The 22,531-nt window shown below is 53.6% G+C and carries 13 protein-coding genes; 8 read left to right on the forward strand and 5 right to left on the reverse strand.

Annotated features, from left to right (window positions below; all coding sequences use genetic code 11):
* The first annotated feature begins 114 nt into the window (after positions 1 to 114).
* The 4 genes from pdxB to rnc all read left to right on the forward strand — a co-directional run bounded on the left by pdxB (position 115) and on the right by rnc (position 4,378).
* Entirely contained in the window at positions 115 to 1,152 is a 1,038-nt protein-coding gene (pdxB, locus tag ACZMIG_RS06305; protein ID WP_487889284.1) for a 4-phosphoerythronate dehydrogenase PdxB, read from the forward strand.
* A 669-nt stretch (positions 1,153 to 1,821) separates the two neighbouring features.
* Positions 1,822 to 2,058 (forward strand): acyl carrier protein, encoded by a 237-nt coding sequence (locus ACZMIG_RS06310; protein WP_021854495.1) that lies wholly within the window; start codon positions 1,822 to 1,824, stop codon positions 2,056 to 2,058.
* 21 nt (positions 2,059 to 2,079) lie between these two features.
* Positions 2,080 to 3,342, forward strand: coding sequence for a beta-ketoacyl-ACP synthase II (gene fabF, locus ACZMIG_RS06315; protein WP_021854496.1), 1,263 nt, complete (start codon positions 2,080 to 2,082; stop codon positions 3,340 to 3,342).
* Complete coding sequence (rnc, locus tag ACZMIG_RS06320; protein WP_302024576.1) at positions 3,335 to 4,378, forward strand: ribonuclease III; 1,044 nt, start codon at positions 3,335 to 3,337, stop codon at positions 4,376 to 4,378. Before fabF ends, rnc begins: the two co-directional genes overlap by 8 nt.
* A gap of 91 nt (positions 4,379 to 4,469) precedes the next feature.
* Here rnc and ACZMIG_RS06325 read toward each other — a convergent pair whose 3' ends face one another.
* Together ACZMIG_RS06325 and ACZMIG_RS06330 are read right to left on the reverse strand one after the other, a co-directional pair.
* Positions 4,470 to 5,132 carry an HAD family hydrolase gene (locus ACZMIG_RS06325; RefSeq protein WP_487889285.1) on the reverse strand — a complete coding sequence of 221 codons (663 nt, stop codon included), beginning with the start codon at positions 5,130 to 5,132 and terminating at the stop codon, positions 4,470 to 4,472.
* Positions 5,133 to 5,481: 349 nt separating this feature from the next.
* On the reverse strand, positions 5,482 to 6,519 hold the full coding sequence (locus tag ACZMIG_RS06330; RefSeq protein ID WP_487889286.1) for a C1 family peptidase: 1,038 nt from the start codon (positions 6,517 to 6,519) through the stop codon (positions 5,482 to 5,484).
* A 297-nt stretch (positions 6,520 to 6,816) separates the two neighbouring features.
* Between ACZMIG_RS06330 and ACZMIG_RS06335 the strand changes: the two genes are divergently transcribed.
* Positions 6,817 to 10,509 carry a pectinesterase family protein gene (locus tag ACZMIG_RS06335; protein WP_487889287.1) on the forward strand — a complete coding sequence of 1,231 codons (3,693 nt, stop codon included), beginning with the start codon at positions 6,817 to 6,819 and terminating at the stop codon, positions 10,507 to 10,509.
* 437 nt (positions 10,510 to 10,946) lie between these two features.
* Here ACZMIG_RS06335 and ACZMIG_RS06340 read toward each other — a convergent pair whose 3' ends face one another.
* Positions 10,947 to 13,373, reverse strand: coding sequence for a two-component regulator propeller domain-containing protein (locus tag ACZMIG_RS06340; RefSeq protein ID WP_487889288.1), 2,427 nt, complete (start codon positions 13,371 to 13,373; stop codon positions 10,947 to 10,949).
* Between the two features lie 165 nt (positions 13,374 to 13,538).
* Here ACZMIG_RS06340 and ACZMIG_RS06345 point away from each other — a divergent pair, with 165 nt between their 5' ends.
* Positions 13,539 to 16,169 carry a glycoside hydrolase family 95 protein gene (locus ACZMIG_RS06345; protein ID WP_487889289.1) on the forward strand — a complete coding sequence of 877 codons (2,631 nt, stop codon included), beginning with the start codon at positions 13,539 to 13,541 and terminating at the stop codon, positions 16,167 to 16,169.
* 152 nt (positions 16,170 to 16,321) lie between these two features.
* On the opposite strand, the gene ACZMIG_RS06350 is transcribed toward ACZMIG_RS06345, so the two are convergent.
* Together ACZMIG_RS06350 and ACZMIG_RS06355 are read right to left on the reverse strand one after the other, a co-directional pair.
* On the reverse strand, positions 16,322 to 17,782 hold the full coding sequence (locus ACZMIG_RS06350) for a hypothetical protein (RefSeq protein WP_487889290.1): 1,461 nt from the start codon (positions 17,780 to 17,782) through the stop codon (positions 16,322 to 16,324).
* 55 nt (positions 17,783 to 17,837) lie between these two features.
* On the reverse strand, positions 17,838 to 18,482 hold the full coding sequence (locus ACZMIG_RS06355) for a hypothetical protein (protein WP_487889291.1): 645 nt from the start codon (positions 18,480 to 18,482) through the stop codon (positions 17,838 to 17,840).
* Positions 18,483 to 18,951: 469 nt separating this feature from the next.
* On the opposite strand from ACZMIG_RS06355, the gene ACZMIG_RS06360 reads away from it, so the two are divergent.
* Positions 18,952 to 20,475 (forward strand): GH3 auxin-responsive promoter family protein, encoded by a 1,524-nt coding sequence (locus ACZMIG_RS06360; RefSeq protein WP_021854507.1) that lies wholly within the window; start codon positions 18,952 to 18,954, stop codon positions 20,473 to 20,475.
* Entirely contained in the window at positions 20,465 to 22,489 is a 2,025-nt protein-coding gene (locus tag ACZMIG_RS06365) for an Ig-like domain-containing domain (protein ID WP_125105184.1), read from the forward strand. Before ACZMIG_RS06360 ends, ACZMIG_RS06365 begins: the two co-directional genes overlap by 11 nt.
* Positions 22,490 to 22,531 lie beyond the last annotated feature (42 nt).

The following is a 22,531-nucleotide window of genomic DNA, read 5'->3' on the forward strand; positions in this document are numbered from 1 at the left end:
TTTTAATCAGCCAACAAAACAGAATATTTTTCGTAACTTTGGACTTGTATTTGAACGCCGGCGGCTGCACAACGCTATGGCTGCGTGCACCGCGGAGCATAAATCATTGTTATTATGAAAATTGTGATTGACGACAAGATTCCCTACATACGCGACGCCATAAGCCGCATAACAGGCGACGCCGTGTATCTGAAGGGGAGCGAGATAGGACCCGGCGACGTGCGCGACGCCGACGCCCTGATTGTCAGGACGCGCACCCGATGCGACGAGCAGCTGCTCAGCGGCAGCCGCGTAAGGTTCGTGGCAACGGCCACCATAGGCTTCGACCACATAGACGCAGCCTACTTGGAGCGCGCCGGGATAGAATGGATGAGCTGTCCGGGATGCAACTCTGCCTCAGTGGCCCAGTATCTGCACTCGGTGCTGATACTGCTCAAAAGAGATAAGGGCATGCGCCCCGAAAGCTCAACGATAGGCATTGTGGGCTGCGGACACGTAGGGTCGAAGGTGGCGCAAGTGGCAGCCGGCATGGGCATGCGCGTGCTCGTGTGTGACCCGCCGCGGCAAGAACGGGGCGACGCAGGCACGTTTGTTGCGATGAAGGACATCGAGGAGCAGTGTGACGTGATAACGTTCCACGTGCCGCTCGTAAAGGACGGCCCCCACCCCACGCTGCACATGGCCGACGCCGACTTCTTCGGCCGGCTGCGGCGCAAGCCCGTCATAATAAACACGAGCCGCGGAGCCGTGGTAGACAACGACGCGCTGCTCGACGCCCTTATATATAATAAGGTGAAAGATGCCGTGATAGACACCTGGGAACACGAGCCGCAGATAAACCTCAGGCTCATGGACAGGGCATGGATAGCCACGCCTCACATAGCAGGCTACAGCGCCGACGGCAAGGCTAACGCCGACAACATGGTAATAAGCGGCCTATGCCGCCACTTCGGCATCAGCGTGCCGTGCATCATCAGTCCGCCCGAACTGCCTCAGGACTTCGTTGCTGCCGCCGACCCCGACGACCTGAGCCTGCAGCTCTACAATCCGCTCGACGACAGTTCGCGGCTGAAGGCATCGCCCGAAAGCTTCGAGGAGCTGCGCGGCAACTATCCGCTGCGGCGCGAGTCGGCCCCCGCAGGCAGGGCGTAATCATGCCTGCGGCACGTGCAAGCAGCACTGCATAAACGGAAAACGGTCAGCAGGCATCATCCGGCTTTATCCGTAGTGTGCATCCACGGCCCAGCCGTCTTTCCGTGCTATATCGGCATATCTCCGCCCGTTTCTTCCTGGCAAAGGCCTTTATGCCTGCGAAAAATCAAGCGGAAACAAGCCCGACATAAAGCCAAAAGCAGGCTGCATCACAACGCCCGATTTGCGGATAAGCGACGACTGCAGGCCGGCATGAAGACCGACCACTGCCCGCCTTGGCATACGCCCGGCAGGGCCGTCTTGCAAAACATGACCTTTTGCCTTCCAAAAGAGCACATTTCGTCCTCCAAAAGGGCACCTTTTAGCGTCTAAAAGGTGCCCTTTTGCAACCCTCTGTAATACAGGCATTTATGCCGCATGCCGCCGACTGGGCCGTAAGCAGTCTATATACAACATGCCCGCTGTGTGCGCACAAAATCCAACAAAACCGACAAAATCAACACAAAAACGGTGTAAAAAGACAACAAAACTTGCACACTATAACGGCATGTGTGCAACTTTGGGCTCTTTTTTTGCAAAAATATTTGCACACTTAAATAAAAATTCGTTCCTTTGCACCGATTTTTGGAATTGGAATTTATTTATAAACATTTTTAAAACATTACAATCATGTCAGAAATTGAATCAAAAGTAAAAGCTATTATCGTTGACAAACTTGGTGTTGATGAAACAGAAGTAAAGCCTGAAGCAAGCTTCACAAACGACCTTGGTGCAGATTCTCTTGACACTGTAGAGCTCATCATGGAATTCGAGAAAGAATTCAACATCTCTATTCCTGACGACAAAGCAGAAACAATTGCCACTGTAGGTGACGCTATCAGCTACATCGAGGCTAACACCAAATAATAATTTCCGATAATTATTTAAATGGAATTAAAAAGAGTAGTAGTAACAGGACTGGGCGCTGTAACCCCGGTAGGTCTTTCAGCCGAGGAAACTTGGAACAACCTGCTGGCCGGAGTCAGTGGCGCAGCTCCTATTACACTGTTTGACAGCTCCATGTACAAGACCCAGTTTGCATGCGAGGTGAAAGGCCTCAACATCAACGACTGGATCGACCGCAAGGAAGCGCGCAAGCTCGACCGCTACACACAGCTGGCCATGGTCAGCGCAATGCAGGCCGTTAAAGACAGCGCCATGGACCTGGAGACAGTAAACAAAAACCGCATCGGAGTAATCTTCGGCGTAGGCATCGGCGGTATCAAGACCTTCGAGGACGAAGTGTCTTACAACGCCCTGCACAAGGAGAACGGACCTAAGTTCAACCCGTTCTTCATCCCCAAGATGATCAGCGACATCGCTGCCGGCCAGATATCAATCCACTACGGATTCCACGGCCCCAACTATGCCACTACATCTGCCTGCGCATCTTCAACCAACGCCATCGCCGACGCCTTCAACCTTATCCGTCTGGGCAAGGCTGACGTCATCGTGAGCGGAGGTGCCGAAGCAGCTATCTGCGGATGCGGAGTTGGCGGTTTCAACGCCATGCACGCCCTTTCTACACGCAACGACGACCCGCAGAGGGCATCACGTCCGTTCAGCGCAAGCCGCGACGGATTCGTAATGGCCGAAGGCGCAGGATGCCTCATCCTCGAGGAACTTGAGCACGCAAAGGCTCGCGGAGCTAAGATTTATGCAGAAATGGTGGGCGAAGGCGAAAGCGCAGACGCATACCACATAACAGCATCTCACCCCGAAGGACTCGGAGCAAAGCTCGTTATGCAGGCAGCGCTCGACGACGCCGGCATGAAACCGGAGGACATAGACTATATCAACGTTCACGGAACATCTACACACGTGGGCGACATTTCAGAGGCTAAGGCCATTAAGGAGGTATTCGGCGATGCAGCTTACAAGCTCAACATCAGCTCTACCAAGTCAATGACCGGACACCTGCTCGGAGCAGCAGGAGCCGTTGAGGCAATGGTAAGCGTTCTGTCTGTTCAGAACGACATCATACCGCCTACAATCAACCACGAAGAAGACGACAAGGACGAAGAAATAGACTATAATCTCAATTTCACATTCAACAAGGCACAGAAGCGCACCGTGCGCGCCGCTATGAGCAACACTTTCGGCTTTGGCGGACACAATGCCTGTGTTATCTTCAAGAAATATGATGATTAACAACTTTATTGATAAAATGAAGCTCCCTTTCCGCAAGGAAAAGGAGCTTTATTCTTCTTTATTCAACGTCATCGGCTTTTATCCCCACGACATCAGTCTCTACAAGCAGGCACTGCTCCACAAGAGCATAGCCAAGCGCAACGAGAAGGGACGGCCCGTAAACAACGAGCGGCTTGAGTTCCTGGGCGACGCCATTCTCGACGCCATTGTGGGCGACATCGTGTTCAGACACTTCGAAGGCAAGCGCGAAGGATTCCTTACCAACACCCGAAGCAAGATTGTGCAGCGAGAAACTCTCAACAAACTGGCACAGGAGATTGGCATCAGCCAGCTCATAATGTCAAACGGACATTCCTCGTCACACAACAGCTACATGGACGGAAACGCCTTCGAGGCACTCGTGGGAGCCATCTATCTCGACCGCGGATACGAAGCATGCATGCGCTTCATGAAGAAACGCATACTCTCACAGCTTATCAATCTCGACAAGGTGGCCTACAAGGAGGTCAACTTCAAGAGCAAGCTCATTGAATGGTGCCAGAAGAACCGCGTAAAGCTCGACTTCAAGCTCATAGAGCAGAAACGCGACGAGAACAACAACCCGATATTCGTTTATCAGGCCATCGTTGAAGGACTCGAGGGCGGTTCGGGCAAGGGATACTCTAAGAAGGAGAGCCAGCAGCTGGCAAGCAAGCAGACCCTGCAGAGCCTGAGGCGCAAGCCGCAGTTCATCGACGCCGTGTTTGCTGCCAAGGCCGACCGCACAAAGATGGAGGAAGAACCCGTAGTGGTGGTTCCGGACATCGAGCAGAAGGAAGACTTCATCATCACCGCCGGCGACAGCAAGCAGCCCGAAAAGGCAAGAAGCAGCGAGCCCGTGAACGACGTAAAACCTGAACCTGAAGAGAAAAAGCAGGCCGGAAGCAGCGCTGACAGCGAGTTTGACCTGTCGGACATCACTGCCACTCCACGCCAGATGTCTAAAGAAGATATAATAGCGGCAGCCGAAGCAGCCGCGTTTTCAGAACAAAGATAAAAGCACCGGCACAGCTCCCGCGCAGGGACACGTGCCGATGCTTTTATCTTGTTTTATTGTTTACCACACCACATGCAGCCTCACCGAGGCATCATCCGTTGATTTTCAGGATGCCGCAAAGCTGCGAAAAATCATCAATCACAAACTCGGCGCCACACTCCTCGAGCTCTTCGCGGCTGCCGTTGCCGTAAGTAACGCCCACACCGCACACGCCGGCGCCATGAGCCATGCCTATGTCGAAGGCCGTATCGCCCACCACGACACACTCGTCGGGCCTCAGTCCGTGGTCTTCCATCGTGCGGACCACCATGTCGGGGGCAGGCTTGGCGTTGGGCACATCGCCCGCACCGAGCACGTAGGATATGTATCCGCCAAGCTCCATGTCGGCCACAAAGCCCAGCAGCGACGCCCTCGAGCGGCTGCTCGCCAGCGTTATCATCCTGCCGCTGCGGTGTATTGCGTCGAGCGTCTCGCGCACGTTGGGGAACAGGCTCACCACTCCCGGACGGTTGTTCTCCTTGAATATCTCTCTGTACACCTCGGCACAGCGGTCGCCCATGGCGTCGTCCATGTCGATAATCCTCGTGAATGTCTCCTTCAGCGGCAGCCCAATCATCGACGCACACTCTTCTTCGGTTCTCTCCGGCAGTCCCAGCCGCCTTATAGTCTGCTGCATTGTGCGCACTATAAGACCGCGCGAATTGCCCACGGTGCCGTCAAAATCAAGTATCACTGCCTTAATGTTATCACTCAAAAACTTTCTGTCGTTCATAAAAAACAAAATAAATATATCGTTATAAACATACTGATCTACACTCTCACACGCCCCGGCGGCTCTTCGCCCCATGTCAAGCCGCACTGCAAAAGGCCGTCTTTTACACCGCAAAAGGGCACATATCGCAGCATGAAAGCATAGCTTTTACAATGCAAAAGCATACATATTGCAACGCAAAAGCATAGCTTTTACAACGCGAAAGCATACGTATCGCAACGCAAAAACATACCTTTTACAACGTGAAAGCATACATACCGCTATGCGGAAGGATGCTTACAGAACTGTAAAACGGCTGACTCTGCCGCCCGGCAGGATGCATGCCACAGGCCTAACGGATGCGGCGCAGGTCGGCAGTGTCCACAGGCACAACCGCGGCAACAGTCTTAAGCCTTGCGTATGCCACAGACATGAACATCAGTCCGCCGTAAGGATTGCCTGTGCCCCACGAGTTTTTGCATATAAAATAGCGGTTTCCCTTCCTGTCGCGGGCTATCCCTATCAGCTCCATGCAGTGGTCGTCGGTGGTGCGGAAGGTCTCGAACGACCGCTGACGCTCATCCTGCGACGCCATGCTACGGTTGTCATGGAGACGTGCCACGCCACGTTCAAACGAGAATCCCGGTTCAGTTATGTCGCCCTCCCAGCACACGCTGTGGCCACGGCGCAGCGCACTCTCAATGCGGCTCATCATCGTGTCTATGGGCACATTGTAGAATTTGTCGCCGTAACGGTTGTCGGGCACGTCGAGCACCACGTCCTCATAAAACGGCATATGCGTAAAGCTGGTCAGCGCCTGATACTCATCGTCGCGGCACACGCTGCGCGCAAACTGCTGCGGAGTGTACTCAGCCCCGAGCATCCACACGTGCAGCGGCACGGGATTAATTACATCATCGAGCATGCTGTCCGTGCTCCTCATCAGTGCGTCGAGCCCCGTGCGCCTCCCTACGGCATTGCGGCAGAGCGAGTCGAGCTTGCGGCAGAGCACGTTGAAGTTGCATTCAGAGCGGTAAGAGTCGTATGGCATCAGGCCCGAGTCAAGTATCATGTGTATCAGCCTGGGCGCCACGCCGCGCGTGGTGAAGCCCGACCGGCCTTGCGTAAGATAGCATCTCTCAGCCTGCCGGCGCATAAGGTTGCGCGCAACATAGGCAGCCGACAGATTGACCGAGTCGCCCTTCATCAGGCACTCGCTCTCTATGGTGGCCAGCATGGCATATACCCAGCAGAGCGAACTGTTCCCCTGGTCTTTCACAGGCGTGATCTTGTTCATCACCTCCACCCTGAACGCCTCCTTGTCCTCACTCTTCCTGCCGCACGAAAGCAGCATGAACAGTACTGCCGACAGCAATATAATCTTGTTCATAAGCGCAAAGTTACTTAAAAACAACTATGCACGCAACCCTGCAACCATATTTTTTAACCTGCCTCAGTCACGACAATCCTATATCATCTACAGCCGCAAGCCATAAGACAGGCAACGGCATGCACATGATGACAACAGCAAAAACAGCGGAAAACAATCCCAAACAGCCATAATATCGGACCAAACAAGGCTACAATATACGATTATCCACCCTTTCAGTATTATTTTGAACCACCATGAAGGGCATTATATCTACCTTTGAGCACTAAAAAAATATAATCAAATCAAAAATCTATCATGAAGCTAAAAGCATTATTATTATTTCTGTTTGTGCCGCTGATATGCAGCGCCACAGACATCAATGTAGACCCTTCTACGTTCAAGGCAACGTATGAAGGAGCAAAAGACGGTGACGTTCTGCTCATGGAAGAGGGAACATACACCGGAGACATCAATCTTCCAGACGGCAAGACTGTCACCCTGAAGGCTGCAGAAGGAGCCGAGGTGGTGTTCGGAGAAAAGTTCCGCGGAAGCGATGCGTCTGTAACCGGAGGAGGAATTATTATGGAGGGGCTCGTTATCAAACCCAACGACAGCTACTTCATGGACCTCACCTATGGTGACATAAAGACCATCACACTGCGCAACTGTGACCTGTCGGCCATCAACAGATGCTTCCTGCGCACCAACAACGAGGGGCATGTGATAGACAAGATTGAGATGGACAGATGTATAATACACGACTGCGGCGACGGAGGATACAACTTTATCTACCCGAAACACGGCGTAAGAGAGGTGAGCGTAACCAACTCTACACTATATAACTATAAAGGCGGAGAGAGCTTCTTCTCGCCCAACTCAATGAATGTAGACATCGACATGCTGTTCACATTCAGCAACAACACAGTCTACAAATGGTCGAAAGCATCAAAATATGCCATCTGCAACACTGGGAACAAAGTGGGACTGTTCTCTGAATACACATTCAGAAACAACATTATATACAAAGCCGGCGTTGACGGACAGACGCCAAACATACTAAACACCACGGGCGGATATCTGCTGGCAGAGAAAAACCTGATAGCCGACTACGGAACATACAACCAGGCAAGCGCGGCCGACACAGAGATTTCGGACTATACGCTGGCCGACTTCGGACTGACGAACATACCTTTCCCTGACCCTGAAAACGGCGATTTCAGCATAACCTCAGAGTCGCCCATGGCTACGGCAGCTACAGACGGAGGCCCGATAGGCGACCCGAGATGGCTGAAGAACCTCACAAATGCCGTACACATGAACGTTACCAACAGCCCGGAAAACGCCGGAACGGTAACTCCGGCAAAGGCTGACTATGAGGCCGGAAGCGAAGTTACGATAACGGCAACGCCCAACTACGGATTCAGATTCAAACAGTGGCAGGACAAAGACGGACAGATATTGTCGACAGAGAACCCATACACGTTCAACATTGAGAAGGACATGGACATCACAGCCGTGTATTCTTCGGTTGAGACATACACCCTCAACATAAACAAAAGCGGCGACGGAGCCAAATGGGGCAACGTGTCGCTCACGCCGGAACCCGTTGACGGTAAGTATGAAAGCGGAACAAGCGTTACGATGAAGGTGGTGCCAAACTCTGTAACGTCTTTCCTCTACTGGAACGACGGCAGCAGCGACGCACAAAAGACTGTGGTGATGAACGGCGACAAGACGTTTACGGCTACGTTCGACGTGGTTCCGTTCATCGTAGGATGGGACTTCAGCGTAAGCGAGCCGCGCGGAAACCGCCCCGGCGACTACAGCTTCACGACAGACAACACAGGCAACCTTCAGCTGTATGAAGGCGACGGAAAGACAACCAACTGGGGCGCAAGCACACGCACCTTCGGCGGCATTGAGCGCAACTGCATACGCCGCTACACCGAAAGGGCCGACATGGACAACCCACGCTACCTTGTGGCTAAGTTTGTAGTGGATGGATATAAGAACATCAAGGTGCACTCACTGGCGGCTCTCGACAACGCCTGCGTGCACAAGATACAGAAGATGCAATACTCTACCGACGGCGTAAACTACACCGACCTCAGCTCTATCGACATGGGAAGCGGCACCGAGAGCAGCCAGTGGATGGTGCTTGAGGGCACACTGCCCGAAGGCCTCAGCGGACAGGTGTATGTGCGCTGGATAGGCGACACCGAAAGCGGACTGGCCGGCGAGCCGTCGGACAGCGACACAGAGGGATTCTATCTTGCCGACATAGTTGTATATGCCGACAACGAACAGAAGGACGACCATGAGGCACCGAAGCTTGTTGCCACATCGCCCGAGGCCGGCTCTGACGTTGCCTCAGCATCAGGCAACGTGGTGCTCCACTTCAACGAGAAGGTGAAAGCAGGCTCAGGCGACGTAACGATAAACGGAAAGGCCATGACACCTGTATTCGGAAGCAAGACAGCAACTTATGCCTATGCCGACATGGGATACGGCACTGAGTGTGAGGTGGTTGTACCCAAGGGCGCACTGACCGACCTCAACGGCAACGCCTTTGAAGGCACGACATTCAAGTTTACCACAATGCAGCGCCCGCAACCCGAGAAGAAAGTGTTCGACGCCGTGGTGGCTGCCGACGGCTCGGGCGACTTCACTTCGGTTCAGGAGGCCATCGACGCCGCTCCTGACAACAGCAGCGTGCCTTACCTCATATTTGTTGAGAACGGAGAGTATGACGAACTCGTGCTGATACCTGAGAGCAAGCCTTTCATACATCTTATAGGACAGGACAAGGAGAAGACCGTGATAAAGCATACCATCAACAACGGAGGAAGCTCTGACGTAGGATACGAATGGTCTACGAACAATCCGCAGTCAAACAACTACGGCTACAGCAGCGTGGTTGAGGTGAATGCAAGCGACTTCTACACTGAGAACATAACCTTCTATAACAGCTGGGGCGTTGACAACCAGTCGGGACCGATGGGTCTGGCCATGTATTCGCGCAACGACCGCATGACGTTCTACAACTGCAAGTTCCGCTCTTATCAGGACACATGGCAGACTTCTTCAAGAAACATGGCCGACCGCCACTACGTGAAAGACTGCTGGATTGAGGGTGCGGTAGACTACTTCTACGGCGGAGGCGACGTCCTGCTCGAAGGCTGCACGCTATACAACGTCAGAAGCGGATCAGTAATCGTGGCACCATGCCATAAGGAAGGAACAAAGTTCGGATACGTGTTCAGCAACTGCACAATAGACGGCAACGAGCTTGCCAACGACAACAAGACGGCGCTTGGACGCCCGTGGCACAACGCTCCAAAGACCGTATGGCTCAACACTACGATGAAGATAGGCATAAAGCCTGAGGGTTGGAACAACATGGGAGCCATTCCGGCTCTGTTTGCCGAATACAACAGCATGGATGCCGACGGCAATCCTGTTGACCTGAGCAACAGACGCACCGAATATGAATATACTGACGGCGACACCGGACAGAAGGTTACGGGCACATGCAAGGCTACACTTACCGACGAGGAGGCTGCCGCATACACATACGAGGCCATAACAAGAGGCACTGACGGATGGAACCCGCGCAAGCTGATGGAGGCCGTGAGCGCTCCTGCCAACATGAGATACGACGCGGCAAGCAGCACGCTGAGCTGGGACGAGTCGGCATATGCTATATGCTACGTGGTAACTGACGCCGACGACAAGGTGGTAAGCATATCTACAGACACAAGCTTCAAGCCTGCCGAAGGCACCTGCGGCAAATTCACCGTAAAGGCTGTCAACGAATACGGAAGCCTGAGCGAAGGCACTACATACGAGACCACTACAGGCATCAACGGAGCCGGAAGCGAGACAACCGTTAAGGAAGACATATACAACACATCGGGAATGAAGCTCGGATCGGCCGTAAAGGGCATCAACATCATACGCCGACAGATGGGCGACGGCACCGTGAAGGTGATAAAGATAATGAAATAACGCACTGAGCGCCGTAATAAAGCTGCGCCTATACTAAAACGGCCGGGGCATATCATCAATGAGATATGCTCCGGCTGTTTTTATTATCTTGACTTATGCATAACAAGGCTCTGACGTATCGTAGTCTGATATTCCGGCAATAACGGCACGCCTGCACGACGCATGATGCAGGGCCGCTCGGACGCAGCGGCTAACCAGCTGATTATCAGTATGATAAGGATGGCCTTACAAAAGGTGGTCTTTTAGCCGCCAAAAGGATACCTTTTACGATGCAAAAGGGCACATATTGCACGCTGAAAGGCCACCTTTTATCTCATCGGGAGAATTATGCTTTCAGCCGCAAGCATCAATCTGCCTGTAAGATTAAGACAGATGCGGCACTATGCCCTATCAGATTTTATAAGACCGGGGCATGCAACACGCCTTTCAGCCAGACGCTACGGCTCTGCCGTCTCGCCCCTCTTCATATATTCGGTAGGGCTGCAGCCCATTGTCTTCTTGAAGCAGCGGCTGAAGTATTTCGGGTCGGAGAATCCGCACTTGTAGGCCACTTCCGATATGCTCACGCCCGGATCTTTCATTAAAGCAAGAGCCTTCTTAATGCGTATCTCCTGTATAAAGTTGTTGGGCGACGAACCAAAAACCTTCTTCACCCTTACATAGAGCACAGTGCGGCTCATGCCCATGGCCTTGCAGAAGTCGTCTATCGACAGGTCAGAGTTGGCTATATTGTCATTGATAAATCCCATGGCCTTGTTTCTGAACAGGCTGTCTGTGGTTTCGGCGGCTGCTTCCTCACCTTCGGCCACGTCCATGTCGCGCCTTTCTGTCAGAAGCTCATGCACCTTGTTCTTAAGATATTCAATCTTCTCATTAGTAACCGTGGTTATCTCGTTCACCTCCTTGCGCAGCCGGCTGATATATCTTGCCACCTTATATATAACTATCAGGGCTGCAAGCAGCGCCCCGCCAAACAGCATCCATGCCAGGGGCGTCTCCGTAAGTTCCGGGGTACGGTGTATCGTCACGGTACGTTCATTGTCAGTCCAGATGCCGTCGCCGTTGGTTGAGCGCACCCTGAAGGTGTGCGTTCCCGGCGGAATGCCCGCATAGCTTACCGAATGCGACTTGGTGTATATCCACTCGCCGTCCACTCCGTCCATGCGGTAGGCATACCATATATCCTCATTCTTATTATAGTCGAGCGCCGAAAACTCTATCGTAAAGTTCTTCTTGTCGGCCGGAAGCTCAACATAGTCGTCGCATCCGAACACAATACGCGGCACAAAATTGCTCTTGCCGACGTCAGACGGGCTGAAGCCGAACACGCCCTGAGTGGTTCCGAAGAGCATGTAGCCGTTGTCAAGACACAGCGGCATGGTCTCCATGAAGGCAAAACCCTCCCTGAAGAAGCCTCTCATATAGTTAATCATAACATCGCGGTTAGTGTCAAACAGCGTCAGACCGGCCTCTGACACTATCCACAGCTTGTCGCCACGCCATGCTGCCAACGACACATTGACATCCGAGGCAAGACCCTGAGCCGTGGTATAAGCCTTGAAGCGTATGTTGTTGCTCAGCAGGTTGCGCGACAGAATCTTGTTGGTTCCGCCGCCATAAGTGGCCACATAAATCCTGCCCCTGCTGTCGCGTGCCAGCGCCATCACCTCATTGTTGCTCAGGCTCGACGGGTCATGAGGGTTTCTCACGTTTCGCCAGAACTTCAGCCGGCGCAGCGGCTTGCCGTCAATCATGCACGTATACAGCCCGCTGCCGGTTCCGGCAAGCATCACTCCGCTACGTGTCATCATCAGACACCTCACCTTGAGCGCCCCGCGCGGATAGCCTGAAAGCACATTGTCCTTATTGATAAAGCGCGGCATGTCGGCCTCCGGCCTCTCCACCACATTCAGTCCGCCGCCATAGGTGCCTATCCACAGGCGTCCGTATCTGTCCTCAGCCATGGCATACACAGAATTGCAGTTAATGCCAAAAGGCTTTCTGCCGCCGCTGACATAGCGGTCGAGCACCCATCCCTGCCCTTTTCTGCGCAGCCTGAACAGCCCGCCGGGCTTGGTGCCGAGCCATATCTGCCCGTGGCGGTCTTCATAAATACAATACACGTTATGGCCGAATACAGCCGCAGCAGGCGTAATCCTGCCATCGGCAGACAGATATCTGACATTGCCCAGGTTGCGGTCGACAATCCTCACAAAGCCGTTCTTGTCGGCAATCCACACCCGTCCGGCCCTGTCCTGATGCAAGGCCCTGACCACTTCTTCGCCAAAATTGCTGAACTTCGTGTTCTTCAGAGGCTCCTTCACAAACGTAACCCTGTCTATGCCGCGGTTGGTGCGCACCCAATAGCCTCCCTGCCTGTCCTCGCACATCACCCTTGTCTCCAGGCCTTCATACTCTTTCAGAGAAGATATGCGCCTCATCACATTCTCGTCGGCCACATAATATGAGCCTCCGGGCAGGTTCTTGCCCCTGTAAACCTCAAACTTGCCCGTCTTGCGGTTGAATACATAATACTTGCATCCCGCCAGGTTGAGGGTCCGGTGTCCCGACATGCAGAGTATATTATTGTCTGGCAACTCCCAAATCTGGTCAATACGGTTCGACTCAAGAGGACAGCCGTCACCTGGCTGAGCCTTGTAATTGACAAAGCTGTAGCCGTCGTAACGGCTCAGTCCGTCGCGCGAGCTCAGCCATATATACCCATCCCGGTCCTGAATAATACACGTAACAATGTTGTGGTCGAGCCCGTCGTCATTGTCAAAATGTACAATACGCACGTCGGAAGCCGCACACAATAACGTCATAAACAAAAAACAAAAGATTGCCAGACTTGCTTTTCTCATAATATCATTATTCTACTGCAAAAGTAAGAAAAAAACATAAAATCCCCGTTTACGTCGTGACAAAAAGACTATTTTGAACCTTTTTAAAATATTTGTCCACCATAAGCATTGCCACAAACAATACCTTTGCATCGAACAAACAATCTATTTTAAAATCTATCAATAATGAAAAAACTATTAACAATCATCACAACGCTGGCAATGGCGCTCGGCTCTTATGCCGGAGAACCGCTGGAGCTATGGTACGACAAGCCTGCCGGCAACTGGAACGAAGCCCTGCCGCTCGGCAACGGACGCATAGCGGCAATGGTATACGGCAATCCCGTATGCGAGGAATATCAGCTCAACGAGGAGACTATATCAAAAGGCTCGCCCTACAAAAACTACAACGCTGAGACACCTAAGTATCTTGATAACCTGCGACAGCTGGTCTTCAGCGGCAAGAGCGACGAGGCACAGGCGCTGGCCGAGACACAAATTCTGGCCGACAGAGACTACGGATTCGGTGCATCATACCAGCCGGCAGGAAGCCTGCGCATCGAATACGACGGCCATAAAGACTACTCTTCGCTGCGCAGACAGCTCAGCATAGACAACGCTGTGTCGACAGTAACCTACAGAGTGGGCGACGTAACTTACACGGAAGAGGCCTTCACGTCGTTCACCGACCAGATGCTCATCATCAGAGTCACGGCATCAAAGAAGGGCGCAATAAACCTGAAAGCAAGCCTGTTTTATCCTGACGGCGTGAAAGTTGACCGCTCTGTAAGCGGAAACACACTCGCACTGAGCGGAACCACGGCAAAAGCCGCAAACAACGTGCCCGGAAAACTGAACTTCATAGTCAATGCAAAAATTGACAACGAAGGCGGTGCAATGACACAGAACGACACCGCGCTGATTGTGAAAGACGCCGACGCCGTGACCTTCCACATAGCCATGGCAACCAACTTTGTGAACTATAAGGATATCTCGGCCGACCCTCAGAAGCGTATTGACGAATATATGAAGAATGCCGGACGCGACTATGAGACGGCAAAAGCCGAACATATAGAATACTATAAGGAACAGTTTGACAGAGTAAGCCTTGACCTAGGAGAGAACAGCAACCCGTCGAAGACTACAGACAAACGCATTGAAGACTTTGCTGAAGGCAACGACACACAGCTCGTAGAACTGTATTTCCAGTTCGGAAGATACCTGCTTATATGTTCATCACAGCCTGGATGCCAGCCCGCCAACCTGCAAGGCAAATGGAACGGCAGCACAAACCCTGCATGGAAATGCCGTTATACGGTGAACATTAACACAGAGATGAACTACTGGCCGGCCGAATCGACAAACCTGCCGGAACTTCACGAGCCGCTGATAAAGATGATAAAGGAACTCAGCGAGATAGGAGCCGAAACGGCAAAGAACATGTACGGATGCAACGGATGGATGCTTCATCACAACACAGACCTGTGGAGAATGACAGGAGCCGTGGACAAAGCCTACAGCGGAGTGTGGCCAACGGCCAACGCATGGTTCTGCCAGCACTTATGGAACAGATATCTTTACAGCGGAGACACCGACTATCTGAAAGAGGTTTATCCGCTAATGAAAGGAGCGTCAGAGTTCTTCCTCGACTTCATGGTAGAGGATCCCCGCGACAAATTCATGGTTGTCTGCCCGTCGGTTTCACCCGAAAACTCACCAAAAGCATATAAAGGACAGAACATCTTTGCTGGCATAACCATGGACAACGAGCTCGTAAGCGACCTGCTGACCAACACCGCAAGGGCTGCCGAGACGCTTGCCACTGACGAAGACTTCGCAAAATCGCTGCTGAGCCTGCGCGACAAGATGCTGCCACTGCGCATAGGACAATACGGACAGCTGCAGGAATGGCGCGACGACTGGGACAACCCTGACGACCATCACCGCCACGTGTCACACCTGTGGGCACTGTATCCCGGCACGGCAATATCTCCCTACCGCACACCGGCTGCGTTCAGAGCATCAAAGGTGTCGCTGATGTACCGCGGAGACGAGTCGACAGGATGGAGCATGGGATGGAAAGTTTGTCTTTGGGCAAGATGTCTTGACGGCAAGCATGCTTACAAGCTGATTAAAGACCAGCTGTCGCTTGTGCCGGCAGACAGGACCGAAGGACAGGACGGAGGCACTTATCCAAACATGTTCGATGCACATCCGCCATTCCAGATTGACGGCAACTTCGGCTGTACGGCGGGCATTGCAGAGATGCTTATGCAAAGCCACGACGGCTTTATAAACCTAATGCCGGCTGTTCCTGACGAATGGTCCGACGGCGAAATTAAGGGTCTGAGAGCCATAGGCGGCTTCGTGCTTGAGGACATGGTGTGGAAAGACGGCAAGCTGATGAGTGCCCGTCTGCGCTCAACGCTCGGCGGAAACCTCAGACTAAGGGTGCCCGTAAAGATCAAGTCGGACACACATGAGGTGAAAGAGGCTGAAGGCGAAAACCCCAATCCGCTGTTCTACACCTACTCTATGCCTGTAAAGAAGATATCAGGAGACGAATATGTTGACGTTGACAACTCGAGCGTGAACAACAGGCTGCCCGAGACTTGGCTCTATGACATAGAGACCAAGGCTGGAGACGTGGTCTACATAACAAACGAAAGCTCGGCTTCGGGCATTGACCAGACGTTGACCGACAACGGCAGCAACGGCAGCATATACGACATTTCGGGCAGAAAGGTTGACAGTCCGGAGCGTGGAATATTCATAAAAAACGGCAAGGCTTTTATTAAAAAGATAGCGGAGCTATAAATCACAGCAAGACATCCGCACTTGCTTCATCATTAATTCTGTTAAATTAAGCAAGAGAGGCTGTCAGGGATTACACCCGAGACAGCCTCTTCTGTTTATTTGTTACGCCAGCACGGCAGCCATGTGCCGCAGCCTGACAACAAGACGTATGCCTACATGATATCGTCCTTGAACGTTATCTGCGGGCTGTTCATCATGTAGCAGTCGTCGCTGCTGCCCTCAATACGCCTAATCTGAGTGACCGACCACGACTTTCTGCCCTTGTTCCATACCAGCAGTGCAGAGTATTTGTTATCGGTTCTGCCGCACTGATACTTTATCCTTACGCTGCCGTTTTCCTGTATCTGTGCGTCATAGATGAAGTCGTTGTCGATGTAGCTGCCCATGTTGTACGACAAGGTTATGCAGCCGTAGCCCAGCTTCACGTTGCCGTAGCCGTCGTCGTATGACTGCTTGAAGTAGAAGTTCAGGGGCACGGGCCTCACCTCGTTGCCCGTAGAGAACATGCCGTAATAGCGTGTGTCTATGGGATTCAGCTTATAGATGGCGGTGTTGGTCATCAGTTTGTATGACTGCGAACGCACTTCAACGCTTCCACAGAGATGGTAAGTGGAGGCACGGCCTGCGGGGCCAAGATGTATTTCAGAGTAGTGAATCTGCCTGACATCGGTGTCGAGCGGTATGCTGTAAAGGCCGACGCAGGTGTCAGAGTGCTTCACCACGGCGACGATTCCCTCGCTGATGTATCCCGGTCCTTCCATGGTTATAAATCCGTGATATGCGGCATTGGAATATCTGTATGACTTAATAATCGAGTTGAGCTTTATCATCAGTCCGCCATCGCCTATCCATCTGCCTGTCAGCGTGCCGCTGCTTGCCCTCGGCAGCATTATGTTTCCGTCGGCGTCGGTAGCGGGCTTGTAGGCAGGCGTGCCGTCGGTGGGCAGTGTGGTCTGTTCTTTATCCACGGCTGATGCCGACGTCTCTCCGCCCTTCGGGCCGTTGGCGGTCTGTCCTGTAGCGGGCTTGTCTGCGGCAGGCGTGCCGCCTCCTTGCTGCGGCTTGTCGCTTCCGGCTGCCAGATATGTCCTTGCTGCGGTCTGCCCGGGCTGCCTTACGAACACCAGCTTGTCGGGACCTATGCTCTTGTCGAAGGTGCCAAGGCCTGTGAACCACAGCGTGCCGTCGGCTGCAATGGTCATAGTGCAGGTGCCGGTCTTGCCCATGTCGCTTGCCCACTTAAGCCTGTAGCCGCCCTGCACGGGCTCGGGGTCGGTCAGCATCAGGGTTTCGGTGTTGCTGATAAGTATCTTGCTGCGATACTTGATGAAGCCCGTGGCTTTCTTTCCGGCAAAATAGCGTGAGGGCTTCTTCATGAAGTCTGAAGGCAAAAGACTGAAGTTGTGGGTGGCGCCCTTGACGAATGTCTGCGAAAAATCGGGCACGGCGGGCTCCTTTATGTTTATCTCCATGTAGCCTTGGCGGGTTAGCCCGTCCACCTTGTCGGCTGCCTCATACACTCCGCAGGGCTCCTGCACCTGCGCTCCTGCCGCAAGCACACACGCCACCTGCAGCATAACGTTGATCAACGTTGTCCTGATTGTCATTCTCATTTCTTCAATTAGTATTTATATCTGAATATTAGCGATTGCTCCGTATGCATCGTTTTCAGCCGAAATATGCCTTCAGCTGCGCTGCCAGCGACGACAGCTCTTCGGGGTTGCCGTTGCCGTAGCGCTGCCATACGCGGCGGCACTCGTCGGTGAGCGGCGACGGCTTGGCCTTGCTGCGGTTGAGATAAGGATCGAAGGTCTGAAACGTCTCCATCACCTCCACCACCACGTCGGCCTTTATGCCCATGAGCTTCGACAGCTCGGCTATCTCGGGCGTGTTGCGCACCATCGTGGCGGGCGTCAGTCGGAAGTACTGGTCGAGTATTATTATAAGCATCATCGGCATGAGCTGGCCGCATGAGGGCATGGGCCTGAAGTCGCGCTCGAACGACTCGTGCATGGCCACTCCGTCGTAGAACAGGGCTGCGTTGCTGAATCCTGCCATGCTCCTCAGCACTTTCACGTCGCGCGACAGGCGCCTGGGGTTATCGCCGTATGTGGCCCAGAGTCGCCCGAGCCGGGGCGTGGCGGCACGGCGCAGACTGAACATCTGCTCGTAAAGATAGTGTGGAGGTATGTGCAGCTCGAGGCTCAGCTCTACCATTCCGCGCGAGTAGAGGGGCTTTATGCCTGCCGGCTTGCGCTGATAGAGCTGCATGAGCAGCAGCCAGTATTCATCAGACCATAGTGGATGACTCATAAGTTATGCTTGTTATGTGTGTAAGGTATGTTTCTGCAAATATATGATTTTTTTCTGAAAACCAGCAATGTCGGGCCGTTTATTTTGCGCCGCGGCAGGGCAAGGGCTGCGCCGTGGCATGGGCATGGCATGGTTTTTGAGGCAGTTTCTGATGCCGTGCCGCCACTGCTTACGGTGCCTGTGCAGCCAAGGCGAAAGACGGCTTGTAACATACTGGCTGACAGGGCGTTATATCCAGCCATGCAAAAGGTGGCTTTTCGGGCTGCAAAAGGGCATGTTTCAGGCGGCGAAAGGTGGCCTTTTGCAAGGCGAAAGGGCATCTTTCATAAAACGGCCGGCGGCAGCACGCACGCCACACGGTCTGCAAGGCCCCGGCGTAAAGATGTGCGCGCGTGTTAAGAATATTAAAAATCTTATCGTATTACAAAAGTTTAGACTAACTTTGCAGCTTAAAAATACCTCTTAGAAGATGAGCATTACTAGCATAATTGGCAAGTTGTTTCTGCCGCGGCAGAAGGAGCTTGAGCGGCACATCAACGAGGCCGGGGCACTTCAGAACGAGGTGCTGGCATATCTGACGGGCCGTGCCAAGGACACCGAATACGGCAGAAAGCACATATTCGGCAATATGAAGTCATACGAGGACTTTGCGGCTAACGTGCCGCTGAACACTTATGAGGAACTGAAGAATGACATCGACCGCATGCGCCACGGCGAGAGCGACGTGCTCTGGCCCGGAACGGTAAAGTGGTATGCCAAGTCGTCGGGCACGACTAACGACAAGAGCAAGTTCATACCCGTAAGTCACGACGGTCTGCAGAACCTTCACTATCAGGGCGGCAAGGACGCCGTGGCCCTTTATCTGCGCAACAACCCCAAGAGCCGGCTGTTCGACGGCAAGAGCCTCATACTGGGCGGAAGCCACTCGCCCAACTATAACCTGCGCAACAGCCTTGTGGGCGACCTCAGCGCCATACTGATAGAGAACATCAGTCCGCTGGCAAACCTGGTCAGAGTGCCGTGCAAGCAGACGGCGCTGCTGTCTGACTTTGAGGTGAAGCGCGACCGCATAGCCCGCGAGACGATGAACAAGAACGTGACCAACCTGAGCGGCGTGCCCTCGTGGATGCTCTCCGTGCTGACACGCGTGATGGAGCTTACGGGCAAGACTCACCTCGAGGAGGTGTGGCCCAACCTTGAAGTGTTCTTCCACGGAGGCGTGGCCTTCACGCCCTACCGCAAGCAGTATGAGCAGCTCATCACCTCGCCCGGCATGCACTACATGGAGACCTACAACGCCAGCGAGGGCTTCTTCGGCCTGCAGAGCGACCCCTCTGACCCGTCGATGCTGCTGATGCTCGACTACGGAGTGTTCTACGAGTTCATCCCGATGGACGAGTTCGGAGCCGAAAATCCCACCGTAGTGCCCATAACAGGCGTAAAGACAGGCGTAAACTATGCCATGGTCATATCAACGTCGTGCGGACTGTGGCGCTACATCATAGGCGACACCGTCAAGTTTACGTCAACCAATCCCTACAAGTTCATAATCACCGGACGCACCAAGAGCTTCATCAACGCCTTCGGCGAGGAGCTAATCGTCGACAACGCCGAGCAGGGCCTTGCCCACGCCTGCCGCGAGACGGGTGCCGAGGTGCTCGAATACACAGCCGCCCCGGTGTTCATGGACGGCAACGCCAAGTGCCGCCACCAGTGGCTCATCGAGTTCTCAAGAGAGCCCGACGACCTCGGCCGCTTTGCATCACTGCTCGACAAGAAGCTGCAGGAGATAAACAGCGACTACGAGGCAAAGCGCTACAAGGACATAACCCTTCAGCACCTCGACATCGTGAAGGCGCGCACGGGCCTGTTCAACGACTGGCTCAAGTCGAAGGGCAAGCTGGGCGGACAGCACAAGGTGCCACGACTTAGCAACAGCCGCGACATCATAGAACAAATGCTGAGATTTAACACCGAAGACGATGAACACTGACACACAGCGCAACAGCAGACGGCGCAGCACCACAAACGGCAGCGCACACGCCGCCGAGGCACGCCACAGAGCAGCACGCCTGAAGAAAGGCGCACTGGCCCTGCTGACGTTCATGGCCGCCGTGATAATCACGTCGTGCGCCAGGATGGGACAGCCAGACGGCGGATGGTATGACGAGACGCCGCCGAGAATAACCGGCAGCTCGCCCGCCGACAAGAGCATAAACGTCAAGACGCGCAAGATAGGCATCAACTTCGACGAATATATCCAGGTGGACAACCCCACCGAGAAGGTCGTCATATCGCCTCCGCAGATCGAGACGCCCGAAATCAAGGCCGCCGGAAAGCGCATCGTGGTGGAGATTAAAGACTCGCTCAAGCCCAACACCACCTACACCGTCGACTTCTCCGACGCCATCAGCGACAACAACGAGAGCAATCCGCTGGGCAACTACACCTACACTTTCTCGACAGGCGACCACATCGACACGCTCGAAGTGGCAGGATACGTGCTCAACGCGCAGAACCTCGAGCCCATAAAAGGCATCCTCGTAGGCCTCTACAGCGACCTGAGCGACAGCATATTCACACGCCAGCCCATGCTCAGAGTGTCGAGAACCGACAGCCGCGGCAAGTTTATCATCAAAGGCATTGCCACCGGAAAATACCGCATATACGCGCTCTCTGACGCCGACAACAACTATATCTTCAATCAGAAGAGCGAACAGCTGGCATTCAATCACGACATAATAGAGCCAACCTTCAAGCCCGACATAAGGCAGGACACCATCTGGCGCGACTCGCTCCGCATCGACTCAATACGCCGGGTGCCCTACACCCACTTCCTGCCCGACGACATCGTGCTGCGAGCCTTCACCGAAGAGCAGACCGACCGATACCTGCTGAAGAGCGAAAGAGCCTATGCCAACCGCTTCACGCTCTACTTCAGCTACGGCAACAAGCAGCTGCCGGAGATCAAGGGACTCAACTTCAACGAGCAGGACGCCTTCATCATTGAGACGACAGAGAAGCAGGACACCATCACCTACTGGCTGAAGGACACCACGCTCGTCAACCAGGACACGCTCAGAATGGAGCTGAAATATCTCGCCACCGACACGCTTGGAGTGCTGCAGATGCAGACCGACACGCTCGACGTGCTGTCGAAGGAGCCTTACGAGAAGCGCATGAAGCAGAAGAAAGAGCAGTTTGAAGAGTGGCAGAAGGCACAGGAGAAAGCCAAGAAGCGCGGCAAGGAATACCAGACGGAGATGCCCGCCGAGGCGCTCGAGCCCAAATACAACGTGCAGTCAGAGCCTGCGCCCGACCAGAACATAACCATCGAGATGCCCACACCGCTGCAGAAAGTGGACACGGCTTGCATACATCTCTACTCGAAGCACGACACGCTGTGGTATAAATCGCCGTTCGTGCTGCGGCAGAAGGCAGGCACCAACCGCATCTACGAGCTGCTCGGAGAGTGGCGGCCGGGCACGGAATACAGTCTGGAGACCGACACCATGGCCTTCACCGACATCTACGGCAAAACCACCGCACCGTTCAAGACAGGCTTCAAGATACAGACCGAAGACGCCTTTGCCACGCTTATGTTCAACATAACGGGCATGGCCGACACCACGGTGGTGGTACAGATGCTCAACAACTCTGACGAAGTGGTGAAAGAAACGACCACAACCGACGGCAACGCGTCGTTCTTCTACGTAAAGCCGGGCACATATTACGCCAGGATGTTTATCGACTCGAACAAGAACGGCAAGTGGGACACGGGCGAATATGCCGCCGACCGCCAGGCCGAAACCACCTACTACTATCCCGAAAAGATAGAATGTAAGGCTAAATGGGACCTCAACCTGACGTGGAATCCAACGGCACGGAGCCTCGAAAAGCAAAAACCCATGGAGATAACAAAGCAGAAACCCGAACAGGAAAAGACCATAAAGAAGCGTAACCTCGACCGGGCCAAGAGCATGGGCATACCATATCCGGGCAACTGACGGCACGCACGACAGGCACGCTGACAGCAAGCCGCCGGCCGG

The sequence above is a fragment of the Xylanibacter sp. genome (genome assembly GCF_057607445.1).